12 protein-coding genes are annotated in these 14,723 nt (G+C 55.7%); 8 read left to right on the top strand and 4 right to left on the bottom strand.

What is annotated here, in order from left to right; genetic code table 11:
- Positions 1-22: 22 nt before the first annotated feature.
- A complete protein-coding gene (locus HCX89_RS08085; protein ID WP_025010784.1) occupies positions 23-895 on the bottom strand; it encodes a LysR family transcriptional regulator in 873 nt (290 codons plus the stop codon).
- Positions 896-1,006: 111 nt separating this feature from the next.
- On the opposite strand from HCX89_RS08085, the gene HCX89_RS08080 reads away from it, so the two are divergent.
- On the top strand, positions 1,007-2,407 hold the full coding sequence (locus HCX89_RS08080) for an MATE family efflux transporter (RefSeq protein WP_115389422.1): 1,401 nt from the start codon (positions 1,007-1,009) through the stop codon (positions 2,405-2,407).
- A gap of 70 nt (positions 2,408-2,477) precedes the next feature.
- On the opposite strand, the gene typA is transcribed toward HCX89_RS08080, so the two are convergent.
- A complete protein-coding gene (gene typA / locus HCX89_RS08075; RefSeq protein ID WP_025889914.1) occupies positions 2,478-4,289 on the bottom strand; it encodes a translational GTPase TypA in 1,812 nt (603 codons plus the stop codon).
- Between the two features lie 457 nt (positions 4,290-4,746).
- Between typA and glnA the strand changes: the two genes are divergently transcribed.
- Positions 4,747-6,156: a glutamate--ammonia ligase gene (gene glnA / locus HCX89_RS08070; protein WP_167715633.1), complete on the top strand. Its 1,410-nt coding sequence runs from the start codon at positions 4,747-4,749 to the stop codon at positions 6,154-6,156.
- A 104-nt stretch (positions 6,157-6,260) separates the two neighbouring features.
- Here the strand turns inward: glnA and HCX89_RS08065 are convergent, their stop codons facing one another.
- Together HCX89_RS08065 and HCX89_RS08060 are read right to left on the bottom strand one after the other, a co-directional pair.
- Positions 6,261-6,758, bottom strand: coding sequence for a hypothetical protein (locus tag HCX89_RS08065; protein ID WP_144165068.1), 498 nt, complete (start codon positions 6,756-6,758; stop codon positions 6,261-6,263).
- Between the two features lie 9 nt (positions 6,759-6,767).
- Entirely contained in the window at positions 6,768-7,691 is a 924-nt protein-coding gene (locus HCX89_RS08060) for a C-GCAxxG-C-C family (seleno)protein (RefSeq protein WP_025010779.1), read from the bottom strand.
- Positions 7,692-7,927: 236 nt separating this feature from the next.
- Here HCX89_RS08060 and HCX89_RS08055 point away from each other — a divergent pair, with 236 nt between their 5' ends.
- The 6 genes from HCX89_RS08055 to HCX89_RS08035 all read left to right on the top strand — a co-directional run bounded on the left by HCX89_RS08055 (position 7,928) and on the right by HCX89_RS08035 (position 14,665).
- A complete protein-coding gene (locus HCX89_RS08055) occupies positions 7,928-8,974 on the top strand; it encodes a toxin-antitoxin system YwqK family antitoxin (RefSeq protein ID WP_144131418.1) in 1,047 nt (348 codons plus the stop codon).
- 123 nt (positions 8,975-9,097) lie between these two features.
- Complete coding sequence (locus tag HCX89_RS08050) at positions 9,098-9,955, top strand: DMT family transporter (protein WP_025889910.1); 858 nt, start codon at positions 9,098-9,100, stop codon at positions 9,953-9,955.
- A 90-nt stretch (positions 9,956-10,045) separates the two neighbouring features.
- The gene (locus tag HCX89_RS22980; protein ID WP_263858842.1) at positions 10,046-10,180 is read left to right on the top strand and encodes a hypothetical protein; all 135 of its coding nucleotides are present in this window, start codon (positions 10,046-10,048) and stop codon (positions 10,178-10,180) included.
- The gene (locus HCX89_RS08045; RefSeq protein WP_115389426.1) at positions 10,177-11,409 is read left to right on the top strand and encodes a cyanate transporter; all 1,233 of its coding nucleotides are present in this window, start codon (positions 10,177-10,179) and stop codon (positions 11,407-11,409) included. The genes HCX89_RS22980 and HCX89_RS08045 overlap by 4 nt, the downstream gene beginning before the upstream one ends.
- A 106-nt stretch (positions 11,410-11,515) precedes the next feature.
- A complete protein-coding gene (locus tag HCX89_RS08040) occupies positions 11,516-13,495 on the top strand; it encodes an FUSC family protein (RefSeq protein WP_167715631.1) in 1,980 nt (659 codons plus the stop codon).
- Between the two features lie 12 nt (positions 13,496-13,507).
- Positions 13,508-14,665: an iron-containing alcohol dehydrogenase gene (locus HCX89_RS08035; protein ID WP_167715629.1), complete on the top strand. Its 1,158-nt coding sequence runs from the start codon at positions 13,508-13,510 to the stop codon at positions 14,663-14,665.
- The last annotated feature ends 58 nt before the right edge of the window (positions 14,666-14,723 follow it).

The following is a 14,723-nucleotide window of genomic DNA, read 5'->3' as shown; positions in this document are numbered from 1 at the left end:
GTGTCGGGGCCATGCCCCGGCACTATTCCCTGGCCAACTGCTGTAGCATCCACTGCATCACAGGGCCAATGCCCTTGTCCCTGCGTCTGACAACGCCTATCTCGACCCACTGATTGTCTGTGATATTGGCGCCGGACAGCCTCACCAGATCCTTGGCATACCACTCGGCCGTCGCCACATGCTCGGGAACCAGGGCCCAACCGACATTTTTGATCACCAGCGCCGTGATGTAGTAATAACTGTCTATATGCCAGTGATTGCTGGACACGGGGCGCGACTGGCTGTCGCCGATGCGGGAGCGGATCACCAGTTGTCGGTGCTGATTGAGCTGGTCGAGCGAAGGCTCGGCAATATTCGCCAGCGGGTGCTCACGACCGACAATAAGCGACTGCTGAAAGTGAGCTATCGAGTTGAACTCCAAGGAATCCAAAAGCTCATCTGTCTGGCGGAACAAGATACCCAGGTCGGCTTTTTTCTCATCGACCCAGCGGGCAATATCATCCTGGGAGCTGTTGATCAGGGTGAGTTTCAAGCCCGGGAACTGCTCGGCCACCCGCACGAAGAAACTCTCGAAGCGCTCTATGGGCAGGGCCTCGTCCATGGCAACCGTCAGGGTGGCCTCCTCGCCCGAACTGACCGTCAGGGCTCTGGCGTCCAGGCGCTGGCACTGCCTCAACACCACCTTGGCCTCCTGATAGATCTGCTCGCCGGCGGCTGTCAGCCTGGGCAACCTGGCGCTGCGGTCAAACAGCTCCAGCCCCAGGTCTATCTCCAGATTGGCCACGGCTGTGCTCACCCGAGATTGCGCCTTGCCAAGCTCTCTGGCGGCTGCCGAAAACGAGCCCTTTTCCACCGCAATCACAAAGGCGCTCAGTTGATCCAGGGTCCAATTCATTCCATTCACCAAAGTATCCGAATAACGGATACAAGCTATCTTTCACCAATCCGAAAAACAAGCATAATCTGCGACCCTGTTTTCCTGCATTCGGTTAAAGGTAGTGCAATTATGAGTACCGGAATCTCTCAGCAAACACTGAGTCACAACCAGCTGCGGCGCACCTTTTGGCGCTATACCATCCCAGCCATCGCTGCCATGCTGGTCAGTGGCCTGTACCAGATAAGCGCAGGTATTTTTGTCGGCCACTATGTCGGCTTTCAAGGATTGGCCGCCATCAACATGGCCTGGCCGATAGTGTTTGTTCTCTCCGGCCTGGGGCTTATGGTGGGTATGGGTGGCGGCAGCCATATCTCCATAGCCCGCGGAGCCGGGCAGCAAACGCAAGCCAATCGAGCCCTGTTGGCCAGTATCTGGCTGATTGTTTTATTGGCCCTGGTGGCATTTATGGCGCTGCAATGCTTGAGTGAGCCGCTAATGCAACTGCAGGGGGCCACTGAAGCGACTCTGCAGCTGGGACAGGGATATATTGCCGTGTTTCAGTGGGGCGCGGCGATCACCATAGCCTCGACGGCGCTGCCTATGTTGATCCGCAACGATGACAGCCCCAGAGTTGCCACCGCCCTGTTGGTGATGGGGGCGCTTGGAAATATCCTGTTGGATTATCTGTTTGTTGCCGTACTTGGGCTTGGGTTAAACGGCGCGGCTTATGGCACCATCATTGCCCAAACAGCTGTGTGTCTGGGGGCCGGCTATTACCTGTGTTCGAGCCATTCAGGCTTTAAGCCAAGGCTCAAAGATGCGCTACCCAGAGCCGGGGAGTTCGCCCGGATTGTCCAACTGGGGGCTTCGGCACTACTGATGTACCTTTACACCAGCTTTATGGTGGCGGCCCATAACCATCAGTTTATGCAGTATGGCACCACCTTGAGCGTCAGTGCCTTTGCCATAGTCGGCTATCTGATGACACTCTACTATCTGTTGGCTGAGGGAATAGCCGAAGGGGTGCAGCCACCTGTGAGCTACTTCCACGGGGCCCGCCAGCCCGGCAATATTATCGCCATAGTCAAGTTGGGCGCCAAGGTCACCCTGCTGTTTGGCCTGAGTTGGCTGGCGCTGCTCAACCTGTTTCCCGAAACCATGATAGGCCTGTTCGCCGACAACAATCCTTTGTTGACCCAGGAAGCCAGAACCGGGATCCGTATCCATCTGGCGGCTATCTGGTTGGAGGGGCTGATAGTACTGGCTGCCATGTATTTTATGGCGATAGGCAAAGGCGGGATGGCTTTGGCAATCTCCCTGACCAATATGCTGATCCAGTTACCGTTTCTCTATCTATTGCCGCTGTTTTTGGGAGAAACCGGTGTCTGGCTGGCGATGCCGCTGTCCAACCTGATGCTGGCACTGTTGGTGTTGCCTAGGTTCTGGCGCCATCTGCATGCAAGGTCGCACCTGGCAGATGGAACCCGACAAGCACCGGACGGCACTTTGGCAAAACATCCCGCAGTCTGATGAGATGCAGGGCAAATTGAACGCAATAAAAAACCCGGTCATGCCGGGTTTTTTATTGTTCGCCTATGGCTTAGCCACGGCTGGCGCGCTTGCGGTCATTTTCAGTCAGATGACGCTTACGCACACGGATGCTCTTGGGCGTGACTTCAACCAGTTCATCATCATCGATGAATTCCAGCGCCTGCTCCAGGGTCATCTGGATATGCGGAGTCAGTACCTGAGCTTCGTCGGTACCAGAGGCACGCATGTTGGTCAGCTGCTTGCCCTTGAGGCAGTTTACTGTCAGGTCGTTGGAGCGGCTGTGGATACCCACTACCTGGCCTTCGTAAACTTCGGCGGCGTGGCCAATCATCAGACGACCGCGATCCTGCAGACCAAACAGCGCGAAGGTCAAAGCCTTACCTGTGGCGTTGGAGATCAATACCCCGTTGCTACGCTGGCCGATATCGCCACCCTTGTAAGGACCATAGTGGTCGAAGGTGTGATACAGCAGACCTGTACCTGAAGTCGCTGTCATAAACTCGGTCTGGAAACCGATCAAGCCACGGCTTGGGATCATGAAGTCGATACGTACACGGCCCTTGCCGTCAGGCTGCATGTCGCGCATGTCGGCCTTACGGGTACCCAGCTTCTCGATAACGCCGCCCTGATGTTCTTCTTCCACGTCCACAGTCAGCTGCTCGTATGGCTCGCACTTCTCGCCGTCGATCTCTTTGATGATCACTTCAGGACGGGAAACCGCCAGCTCATAACCTTCACGACGCATGTTTTCGATCAGGATAGACAGGTGCAGTTCACCACGGCCGGATACGCGGAAACGATCCGGACTCTCGGTTTCTTCCACACGCAGAGCCACGTTGTGTACCAGCTCCTGTTGCAGACGCTCAAGGATGTTACGTGAAGTCACGTACTTACCTTCTTTACCCGCGAAAGGAGAGGTGTTGACCTGGAAGGTCATAGTCATGGTTGGTTCATCAACAGACAGAGGTGGCAATGCTTCGGCATGACCGACAGCACAGATGGTGTCGGAGATCTTCAGCTCGCCCAGACCTGTGATAGCAACGATATCACCGGCATTGGCACTGTCCACTTCGTGGCGTTCCAGGCCCATGTAGCCCAGCACCTGACCGATTTTACCGTTACGGCTCTTGCCATCGGCACCGACAATAGTGACCTGTTGGTTGGTCTTGACGCTACCACGCTTGATACGACCCACACCGATAACCCCTACATAGCTGTTGTAGTCCAGCTGAGAGATCTGCATCTGGAATGCGCCTTCGGCGTCGGCATCCGGTGGAGATACTTTTTCAACGATAGTTTGGAACAGTGGGGTCATGTCTTCACTGTTGTCCTGAGGATCCAGGCTGGCAAAACCGTTCAGTGCAGAGGCATAAACCACTGGGAAGTCCAGCTGCTCGTCGGTGGCACCCAGGTTGTCAAACAGGTCAAATACCTGATCGATAACCCAATCAGGGCGGGCACCCGGACGGTCAATCTTGTTGATCACCACAATAGGCTTAAGACCTTGGGCGAATGCCTTCTTGGTCACGAAGCGGGTCTGTGGCATTGGGCCGTCCTGCGCATCAACCAGCAGCAGTACAGAGTCAACCATAGACAGAACCCGTTCTACTTCGCCACCGAAGTCGGCGTGTCCTGGGGTATCTACAATGTTAATCCGATAGTCGTTCCACTTAATGGCGGTGTTTTTCGCCAGAATAGTGATCCCACGTTCTTTCTCCAGATCGTTGGAGTCCATCACCCGCTCGGTGGCTTCTCCGCGGGTTGCCAGGGTTCCTGACTGTGCCAACAGCTTGTCTACCAGGGTAGTCTTACCGTGGTCAACGTGCGCTATGATGGCGATGTTACGTAAATTCTCTAACACAGTTTTGCCTCTTACGATCTCTGTTCTGTGGGATGCAGCAATATAAATTGAATGGTACAACCGCTTTATGACTGCTTGGCGATTGCCTTCCAGGCCTTATAAAACCTGGGCTGCCATCGTGTCGGGGAGCACAATTTCCCCGGATGGTTGCTTTAAAAAGCGTGCCATTCTACTCTAGCGAGGGGCTATCGCACAGGATTATTTTTTAGACACCTATGAATATCCGGCTTATTCAGCGCACGCACCATTATGGTGAACGCACCTTTTTGGAACACTCAATGCACCATGATAGTGCAAACCCGCTTGCCTCGCCAGCCCTCTATTTTACCACTCCCTTTATTTTCAACATCTTAGCATCTTGGCATGAGTCTGGCTTAATAGAGACCAACAAGGCGCCAGACGCTACATACTAAGAGTTGACAAAGGGCACCCCCTTTACCCTACCGGAGGCTTGATAATGTCAGTCGAATCAGTTTTACAACAGCTGCAAGAGTTGGAAGTTAAGTTTGTTGATTTACGCTTTACCGATACCAAAGGTAAGGAACAGCATGTATCTATCCCGACTCATCAGGTAGATGCTGATTTCTTTGAAGACGGCAAAATGTTCGATGGTTCATCTATCGCCGGTTGGAAAGGGATCAACGAATCTGACATGGTGCTGATGCCAGATCCAAGCAGCTTTGTACTGGATCCTTTCACCGAAGAAACCACAGCGCTGATCCGCTGCGACATCCTCGAGCCCGGCACTATGCAGGGTTACGACCGTGACCCTCGCTCTATCGCCAAGAAAGCCGAAGAGTACATGCGTTCTACCGGGATCGCCGACACTGTGCTGATCGGTCCTGAGCCAGAGTTCTTCCTGTTTGATGACGTACGTTTCGGTACCGACATGAGCGGCACCTTCGTCAAAATCGATGCCAAAGAAGCGGCCTGGAACTCAGGTACCAGCTATGAAGAAGGCAACACAGGTCACCGTCCATTCGTTAAGGGCGGCTACTTCCCGGTTGCGCCTGTGGATTCTTCACAGGATCTGCGTAGTGCCATGTGTCTGGTGCTGGAAGAGATGGGCCAGGTTGTGGAAGCTCATCACCATGAAGTTGCTACCGCGGGTCAGAACGAGATCGCCACACGCTTCAATACTCTGACCAACAAGGCCGATGAAATCCAGGTACTCAAGTACGTGATTCACAACATGGCTCATGCCTACGGCAAGACAGCAACCTTTATGCCTAAGCCGATAGTCGGCGACAACGGCAGCGGCATGCACGTACACCAGTCACTGGCCAAAGACGGCACCAACCTGTTTGCCGGTGACAAATACGGCGGCCTGTCTGAAACTGCCCTGTACTATATAGGTGGTATCATCAAGCACGCCCGTGCCCTGAACGCCTTCACCAACCCAAGCACCAACTCCTACAAGCGTTTGGTGCCACACTTTGAAGCCCCTGTGATGCTGGCTTATTCTGCCCGTAACCGCTCGGCTTCTATCCGTATCCCTGTGGTACCAAGTCCTAAGGCTCGCCGTATTGAGACCCGCTTCCCGGATCCTATGGCCAACCCTTATCTGGCCTTCGCAGCACTGCTGATGGCCGGTCTGGACGGTATCCAGAACAAGATCCACCCTGGTGATGCCATGGACAAGGATCTGTACGATCTGCCGGCCGAAGAGGCAGCGGAAATCCCGACTGTGGCCGAATCTCTGGAAGTCGCCCTGGCGGCTCTGGATGCAGACCGTGAGTTCCTGACACGCGGCGGTGTGTTCAGCGATGACTTTATCGACTCTTACCTCAAGCTGAAACAAACCGAGGCCGAGCGTGTCAGCCGCACCACTCACCCAGTCGAATTTGAGCTGTACTACAGCCTCTAATTGCCCTGCAATCAACCGATGAGTCAAGCCATCGGATAACAAGAAAAGCGCCCCGGGAGCAATCCCGGGGCGCTACTATTTTAAGGCTATAAAACTCAACCCACTCAGGGAGCACCGACAAGCTCAGGAGCACTCTGAGCCTTGGCCCCTGTGAGTATCACCGCCAACTTGAGTTCACCTTCTGTCTGGTTCAACTCCTCAAGCCCTTCTGGAGTAAAGCGATATTGGCCTTCTGTCTCCAGCGCTTCCATGGTGCCACCGCAGGTGTCGACGGTTTCGCTGCATTCGAAACGCACCCCCTTATGCCAAGGCATGGAGAAGGCCGATACCTGCTCAGCGGGCATCTTGAGGTACATCACCAGATAGTTACTGCCGGCATCCTTGACGGGTTTGCCCTCCGCCGTAGTCAGGCTAAAGGTCAGTGCCTGGCTTTGAGGATCCACGGCGCTCAGTGCCACCTTGAGGCTTTCGGCTTCATTAATGGACACAGACTGCTCAGGTTCAGGATCCGGCGGAAGCACAGGGTCATCATCGTCATCCCACCAGTCACAACCCCCCAGGCACAACAGCAAAGACGCTACTATCAAACTCTTATGTTTCATAACAGCCTCCTAGTGACAATCGCTGCAGACCGCACCTTCGTGAACCCCGGTCAAACCGGCGCCGACATCATGGGCGCTGTGGCAGCTCTGACATTCCATCTGTGAATTGACATCGGCACCTATATAAGTGTCCGGTTCACGTTTGGTGCTGCTGTGACAACCACTACACTCGGCATTGCCTGCTGCCACAATTTCAGCGTCCAGGGCATTGTCCAGCGACTTATTGAGGAAGTCAGTGGTGACATAGGCAATCTCGGCCGTCAGCTGAGCGCAGCGCTCCAATTTCGCCTGATGACTGGAGCCGTACTTGCTCGCTTTCGACCAGTGGGTCACCGAGGTGTGACAGAGAATGGAATTGGCAACCGACTGGCCTATCTTATCTGCGGTCAGTAGCTCACCGGCATTGTCTTTACGGGTCGGTGCGCCAATCGCCTTGAGGAAGGCTTCATCATTTCTCGGCATGGCTGTGTGTTCATAGTAGCGGTACACGGAGCGGATCACCGCAGTGCGGTCGACCCCGCCCAGGACGTTGACCGCCATGGCCGCCGCATTCAAGCAACCACACAGGGTTCCCCAACCTGCGATACCGCCGCCACCATAGGCCGCCAGGTTAGTTGGGATAGCGGCGAATTTACAGGCATCCTCATGCCCTTTGGCCGCCAAGGCCTTCACCAGGGCATCGAAAACCCCATACATGCAACCGCCACGGCCATAACCTTCATAGGCCAGTTTGGCGACTTCCATAGGGTCTAATTTCACATAGGTCAGCAGCTTGGTGCCCAGATCGCTGCCCCCTTCACTGCCGATCCCTATGCTGGTATCTCCGGGACAAGACTCTGCGGCCAGAGCTGTGGTCGCGATCAGCGAACTCCCTGCTGCCACACCAACCAAACCTACAATCTGGCCCATCGCCTGACGTCGATTCACGTTCATACTCATCACCTCTTTTTGCACTTACATATTGCAGAATTGCAAATTAAGTAAAATTAATTCTTTATAATCAATAGCTTGCAAGCAACCCCAGCTTATCCCCTCTCCTGTTGTGCAGATGTGATCCAAGGCGGGTTTCAGTGTTAAAGAGTCAAAAATTCAACAGTTCACCGGCAAGAGGCTTGAGCCAAGCAGCAACGGCAGCGACAATGAGCCTCTTCGTCAAGCAAGGATCTGCTATGAATCTCAAGGTCTTTTTACTCACTCCCCTGTTGCTGGCCGGCTGTCACTCTGAGGGGCAACTGCCAATTCAGGCTGACGAGCTGGAGCAAATCCACTGCCGGGAAGTAAGCGATGACAATAGCGCCCTGGGTTATTACCTCGAAGGCTGCGTTGACGGATACCGAGGTGAACCCTTCAACGGCATTGCCATTTGGGGAGCGCCGGATCGCCCCAGCTATAGTGCGGCCCAGTTCAAGGATGGCCTGCGGGACGGCTACAGCTTCAGCACATCCGCGCCGCCCGAGCGTCTGCTAAGCCAAAGCGCCTGGTATAAAAATGGCAAGTTGCACGGCTGGCAGCTGAACTTTCAATACCAGCAAACCCAATTACGCAGCCGGGAATTGTTTCAAGACGGTGAGCGCCAGGAACTCTGGCTCTACGACAACCAAGGCCAACTCGACAGTTTCAAGCGTTTCGACCAGGGTAAAGTGGTTGAATCCATCTCCTACGAACAGGGACGGGAGCGGATGAAACAGTTCAAGCGGGACGGCGAGAAACTCACCGTCTGGAAAAGCTATTTTCCCGATGGTTCATTAAAGAGCTTCAGTGAACATCTGGATGAAGAAAATCTCAGAAAACTCAAGGAACAAGGCTACTACGCCAACGGCCGACTCAAGTTGGACTACCTGTTCGACCGCCGGCAGCGCACCGCAGTGCAGCACACCTTCTGGCGCAATGGCCAGCGCCAGTCCGAGCAACATTATGGTTTCTTTCCCTCAATAGCCGCCGACGGCATCTGGCTCAGTTATTGTGAGACCAATGGCGCCTTGAGCAAACGTACTCCGTTCCGCCGAGGCGCCAAGCAGGGTGAGGAGCAACTCTTTCACTGCAATGGCCAGTTGCAGGTGAGCAAACGTTTCGACCAGGACAAGCTCATACCACAGACCCTGAACTACTTTGATGAGCAGGGGCGCAACTATCTGCAGGAAGAGATAGGCACGAACGGCAAGGTGCTGCATACCCGGGTCTATGATGAACAGGGTAAACTAACCTACCAAGATTGACATAATATTCAATCAGTTGGCCTTATCATCCAAAGATAATAAAGCTCTTTTTCAAATGCGGCTTGCTTATCCAAGCACTGAACTTTAAAATATCTTCACATCAAGATACTTTAAGAAAAGAAAATGCCCTACCTAATTGCACTCCTTGCTCCCGTCTTCTGGGGAACCACTTATGCCCTGGTCAGCCTGTACCTGCAGGATATGTCCCCTTTCTGGGTCGCCGTCTGGCGTGCGCTACCGGCCGGGATCCTGTTATTGCTGCTGCGGCCCAAACTGCCTTCGCTCGCCTGGAGCAAAATACTCTTGCTGGCATTTTGTAATATCGGCGCCTTCTTCGCCTTGCTGTTTATGGGTGCCTACCGCCTGCCCGGCGCCGTGGCCGGCACCCTGGGGGCCACACTGCCACTGATGTTTCTGCTGCTGGCCTGGCTGCTCGATGGCCAAAGACCGGCATTGAAGTGGACCTTGCTGGCACTGCTGGGACTGAGTGGAGTGATGTTGTTGCTCAATCCTTCGGCCAATCTGGATCTGATTGGTGTGCTCTGCGCCCTGAGTGCCACTCTGTTGGTAGCCCAATCATCCCGCTGGATGCAACGCTGGCAAACCGGCGATCTTCTGGTATTGACCGCCTGGCAGTTGTTGCTCGGCGGCTTGATGCTGATCCCGCTGGCCTGGACAGTAGCCGGGGCACCCACACTGCCCGAGCCCAAAACCTGGCCCGCCATCGCTTGGCTGGCCATCTTCAGCACGGCGCTGAGCTACTGGGCCTGGATCTGGTCCATCAAACATCTGGGACCGCAAATCATGGGCATGATGGCCTTGATCAACCCTGTGGTGGCTGTCTCGCTCGGGGTGTTTTTGGTCGGCGAACAGCTGGACAGCTATCAATGGCTGGGGATCGGCCTGATCATGTCATCGCTGTTGCTGATGAAACTTCCTGTCCCGGCCATCTGGTATCGCCTGCGCCCCAGCCGGCGCTGACACTCACCTGACATAGGAACCCTGTTTGGCCCCTGAAAAAGGGGCCAAGGGTTCGGCTTAACTGAATTTGGCAAAATAAGGAGATTGACCATGATGCAGTTTCTGGCAGAACCACAACTCAATGCAGTCCAAGCCACGGACGATGCGAGTCCGCGACTAAAGATGCCTGCCGACAAAGATAACACCAATGCCGCCAACAGCATGTGTGAAGGAGATGGACTATGAGCTCATCAAAATGGCAGCCTGTGTGGCTGATCCTGACCTTGATTATTCTCGGCCTCAACCTGCGCCCCAGCATGGCGGCTATAGGCCCACTGCTGGAGGCTATCCGGGCTTCCTTGCCCCTCAGTTACAGTTCCTTGGCACTCCTGACCATGCTGCCCGTGATGACCATGGGAGTCGCTATGTTTATCGGTGCCCAACTGGCCGCCAAACTGGGAGAGCGCCAAACCCTGCTACTGTCGCTGCTACTTATTGGTTTGGCCAACCTGGCTCGGCTCTGGGCCGGCAGCGGCCTGCAACTGCTACTGACCGCAATCATTGCCGGCTTAGGTATCGCCCTAATTCAGGCACTGCTGCCTGGAATGATCAAGCGCAGCTATAGCCAGCATATTGAGCGTTACATGGGGATTTACGTAACCGCCATCATGGGTGGAGCGGCCCTGGCTGCGGCCATTAGCCCTTGGCTTGAGCACAGGTTTGGTCATTGGCAGTCGGCGCTGGCCTTCTGGGCTCTGTTGAGTCTGCCGGCGATGCTATTTTGGTTCTGGGGCAAACACGGCCTGCAATCCCAGGGCTTCAATAAGGCAGCAGCAAAGAAGCCTTCAGGAAAACCGGGAGTTAGCCCAAGTGTGGGCATAGGCAGCTTTAGCCGCATTCCCAGGGCCTGGCTGTTGGGGCTTTTCTTTGGCCTGAGTACGGCATCCTATACCTGTGTGCTCGCTTGGTTGGCGCCCTTCTTTATCGACTTGGGCTGGCAAGCCACTCAGGCAGGGCTATTGCTGGCGTTTCTGACGCTGATGGAAGTGGTCGCAGGCCTGTTGCTGCCGACGCTGGCGGCTCGCAGTCATGACAGAAGGCCTCTGCTATTGCTGCTACTCCTGTCTACGATTGGCGGTTTTATCGGGCTGGCGTTGATGCCACTGGCCCTGCCCTGGTTATGGGCTGCGCTGCTGGGTATAGGCATTGGTGGCCTTTTCCCCTTGAGTCTGATTGTCACTTTGGACCATCTGGACGACTACAGCCAGGCGGGACAACTGACGGCCTTTGTTCAGGGGATAGGCTACCTGCTGGCATCCCTGTCGCCTCTGCTGGCGGGTTATCTCAAGGACAGCTCCAGCAGCTTCACGCTTTCCTGGTTGCTGCTCGCGGCTGTGTCTCTGGGCATGCTGGCCATTGTCTGGCGCTTTGATCCCAAGCGCCACAGTCAACACTTCGCCCTGTTGGCCCACTGAGCCGATTCACCGGGTGGAAAATTGTTATCCACCCGGCACTCAAGCAGACTCAAATGAGGTAGAATGGCGTCCCTCTTGTGCCATTCTGCTGTCTAAGCAACATAAAGTGAATCTATCCAATCTATTCCAGCGCCTGCTGCAATGGCTACCTGATCGTGCCGATCTTCCCGAAGGCTTACGCATAGGGCTGCCCATGATGGCGGGCCTGTTGCTATTTTCGTTTCTCGGCGACAGTGCCAGCGGCGTCAACGCCCTGATCTGTGCCTGGCTGGTCGGCGTCCAGGGCCGCAACCTGGCTTATCCCAAACGTGCCGGGCTGTTGAGCAAGTCGGCACTTCTGTGCTGTATCAGCAGTGCCCTGGCCTTGCTGAGCCTGATCCACCCTTGGCTGGGGATCAGCGTACTCGGCGCCATAGGCCTGTTATATGGCCTCAGTTCCAACCAAAGAAAGTACATTCAGCTGCTGACCTACAACGCCGGCTTTTGCCTGATCTGCGGCCTGCATCTGCTGGAGTCGGGTACCGACTGGAAGATGTTGTTGCTCTCCAGCCTGTTCGGCAGCTGGTTGGCTGTCATCAGCGCCGTCATCGCCGGGCCCTGGATGGCGATACGTCAGGGCGAACAGCTGCTGGCCAGCGTGCAGCGCAAATTCGGTTTCTGGTGCAATATACTCAGCCACTCGGACGCCGCCAATGTCGGCCAGCGTCTGGCCTTGCGGGAGCAACTCGATGATGCTATTGCCGTGCTGGCCCATTGGCTGCTGGAAATGCCGGATAAAGCCGAGGTGCAACGCATCGCCCGGCAACTGGAGTCGAATCTTATCCTGATAGAAACCCTGGAGAGCATAGGCAGGCTGCAACAAAATGATGCCGCCAGCCCGGCGCTGCAGCAGTATTTGGCCAATTTTGCCAGCGAACTCAAGACCCATAGGGACCAAGGCACAGAGCCGACGCCACTGCCCTTGGGAGACAAGCCGCAACCTCTGCTGTTGGATGCCGCCAACCGCTTGGCCTTGGCGCTGGATCCCCAAAGACCGCTGGCAGCCGACTGGCGCGAGCGCCTGGGGCTTATCTGGCCTTCCGATGCCCAAAGCGTTCGCAGTCAATGGCGCAAGGCCTTGGTGAAACACTCGCGGGAATGGCATCACGGCCTGAGAATTCTGTTCACTCTGCTGTGTTGTCAGGCCGTGGTAGAACTGCTGCAACTGCCGCAGGGTTATTGGGTGACGCTCACCGCCTACATAGTGCTGATGGTGGCGCCGCTCGGGCAGTTGCAGGCCAGGATCTGGAGCCGCTTCTATGGCACTGTGCTCGGTTCTGTGTTGGCACTGGGGCTAATCTGGTTTCTGGGGGCCGGTAGCTGGTTATTACCGGCCACCTGCCTGAGTGCCTTTCTGGCCTTTGCCACCTTCTACAAGGCCAGATATGAGATTCATGTGTTCTGGCTCACCATGCTGATGGTGTTTGCCATCACCCTGCTACTGCCGAGCGATCCTTATATCGCCTTCTACCGGGCGCTGGACACCTTTACCGGCGCTTTGATGGCATTTCTGGCGATGCATCTGTTTATTCCCAGCTGGACCCGGCGCTGGCTCGACAGCTATGTATGCCACTTTATCGAGCTGGAGCGGGCTTGGCTTGCCAGTATCAATACAGGTAAAGCCGATAATGCCCTGCGTTGGCAAGCCCATGCGGCGCTGAGACAACTGGGCCAAGAAGTCGGCTTTTTGAAGCTCGAGCCCAACACGGGCCAGCGGGAGCTGCAGGACTGGCAGAGTTTTCTCTGGCTTGGGCTGACGCTGCACTGCACCCTGGTGTTGGTGGCACGCCAGCAGCAAAAGCAGCCGCTGCATCTGGCGGAGCAACAGCTGGCGGCCTGGCCCCAGCTGTTTCGTCAGCGCTTCTTGGCAACAGAGATGCACCAATCCGAGTCCGGGCCAGCGCCCAATTCAACAGATGAGACTACGCAACAGTCAGCAAGACAAGCTGAAGCGATTCCCACTTGGGTAATGCAGGATATCGCCCATCTCTCTGCCTGGCTCGACTGGCAACGTCCCTACGCCCTGAGCGGCAACGCTCACGGCTGACAGGAGTCCAAGATGTACGATTTTGAATTTTACAATCCAACCCGCCTGCTCTTTGGTCGCAGCAGCCTGGAGCAGCTGGACACTCTGGTGCCCAATGACGCCAGAGTGCTCTTGCTCTACGGCGGCCAAAGCGCCAAACGCAATGGCACCCTGACCCAGGTCAGCCAGGTATTGGGTAAACGCATCTGCGCCGAGTTCGGCGGCATTAGCCCCAACCCCGACTACCACCAGCTATTGCAGGCAGTAGAGCAGATAAGGCAACAAAAGCTGGACTTTATTCTCGCCATCGGCGGCGGTTCCATCATAGATGCGGGCAAGTTTATTGCCGCCGCATCGCCCTATCAGGGAGAGCCCTGGGAGATACTGGAAACCGACGGTCGCCACATTGACCAAGCTCTACCGCTCGGTACTGTGCTGACCCTGCCGGCCACAGGCTCAGAGATGAATAACTGCGCGGTGATCAGCAATAGCGCTCTTGGCCTCAAGCGCTCCTTTCGTCATCCCTCGGTGTTTCCCCGCTTCTCTGTACTGGCGCCACAACTGAGTTTCAGCCTGCCGCAACCACAGATTGCCAACGGCGTGGTGGATGCCTTTGTGCACGTGACCGAGCAGTACCTGACTTACCCGGTCGACGCCAAAGTGCAGGACAGGTTTGCCGAAGGCCTGCTGCTCACTCTGATAGAGGAAGGCCCCAAGGCGCTGGCAGAGCCCGAAAACTATCAGGTGCGCGCCAATATCATGTTCAGCGCCACCATGGCGCTCAACGGCCTGATCGGCACAGGTGTTCCGCAAGACTGGTCGACCCATAAGCTGGGTCACGAACTGACGGTTCGCCACGGACTGGATCATGCCGTGACCCTCGCCATACTGCTGCCGACTATGCTGCGCCTGAGAAAGGCCGCCAAACACGCCAAGCTGCTGCAGTATGCCGAGCGGGTTTGGCAACTCAGCGATGGCAGCGAGGAGCAACGCATAGATGCAGCCATAGAGCTGACCCGGCAGTTCTTCGAATCCATGGGGCTCCAGACTCACCTCAGTGACTATGGCATAGGCCATGAGGCCATAGCGCCGCTGCTGGAGAACCTTGAGCGCCAGGGGCTGACCCAACTGGGGGAGGACGGCCGGGTCGACCTTGAGCTGAGCCGACAGGTTTTTCAGGCCAGCCTTTAAAGGCAGTGATTTTTGCCAATAAACAGGCTAATCTGAAGCAAGTTCACAACTGCATAAC

The sequence above is a fragment of the Shewanella sp. Iso12 genome (assembly GCF_012030025.1).
Classification (GTDB): domain Bacteria; phylum Pseudomonadota; class Gammaproteobacteria; order Enterobacterales; family Shewanellaceae; genus Shewanella; species Shewanella algae.
This window is presented reverse-complemented; position numbering and strand designations above follow the sequence as displayed.

Bases quoted from the DNA above. Each gene is read 5' to 3' on its own strand.
- HCX89_RS08085 (WP_025010784.1), bottom strand. From the start codon at position 895: ATGAATTGGACCCTGGATCAACTGAGCGCCTTTGTGATTGCGGTGGAA.
- HCX89_RS08080 (WP_115389422.1), top strand. From the start codon at position 1,007: ATGAGTACCGGAATCTCTCAGCAAACACTGAGTCACAACCAGCTGCGG.
- glnA (WP_167715633.1), top strand. From the start codon at position 4,747: ATGTCAGTCGAATCAGTTTTACAACAGCTGCAAGAGTTGGAAGTTAAG.
- HCX89_RS08065 (WP_144165068.1), bottom strand. From the start codon at position 6,758: ATGAAACATAAGAGTTTGATAGTAGCGTCTTTGCTGTTGTGCCTGGGG.
- HCX89_RS08060 (WP_025010779.1), bottom strand. From the start codon at position 7,691: ATGAACGTGAATCGACGTCAGGCGATGGGCCAGATTGTAGGTTTGGTT.
- HCX89_RS08055 (WP_144131418.1), top strand. From the start codon at position 7,928: ATGAATCTCAAGGTCTTTTTACTCACTCCCCTGTTGCTGGCCGGCTGT.
- HCX89_RS08050 (WP_025889910.1), top strand. From the start codon at position 9,098: ATGCCCTACCTAATTGCACTCCTTGCTCCCGTCTTCTGGGGAACCACT.
- HCX89_RS22980 (WP_263858842.1), top strand. From the start codon at position 10,046: ATGATGCAGTTTCTGGCAGAACCACAACTCAATGCAGTCCAAGCCACG.
- HCX89_RS08045 (WP_115389426.1), top strand. From the start codon at position 10,177: ATGAGCTCATCAAAATGGCAGCCTGTGTGGCTGATCCTGACCTTGATT.
- HCX89_RS08035 (WP_167715629.1), top strand. From the start codon at position 13,508: ATGTACGATTTTGAATTTTACAATCCAACCCGCCTGCTCTTTGGTCGC.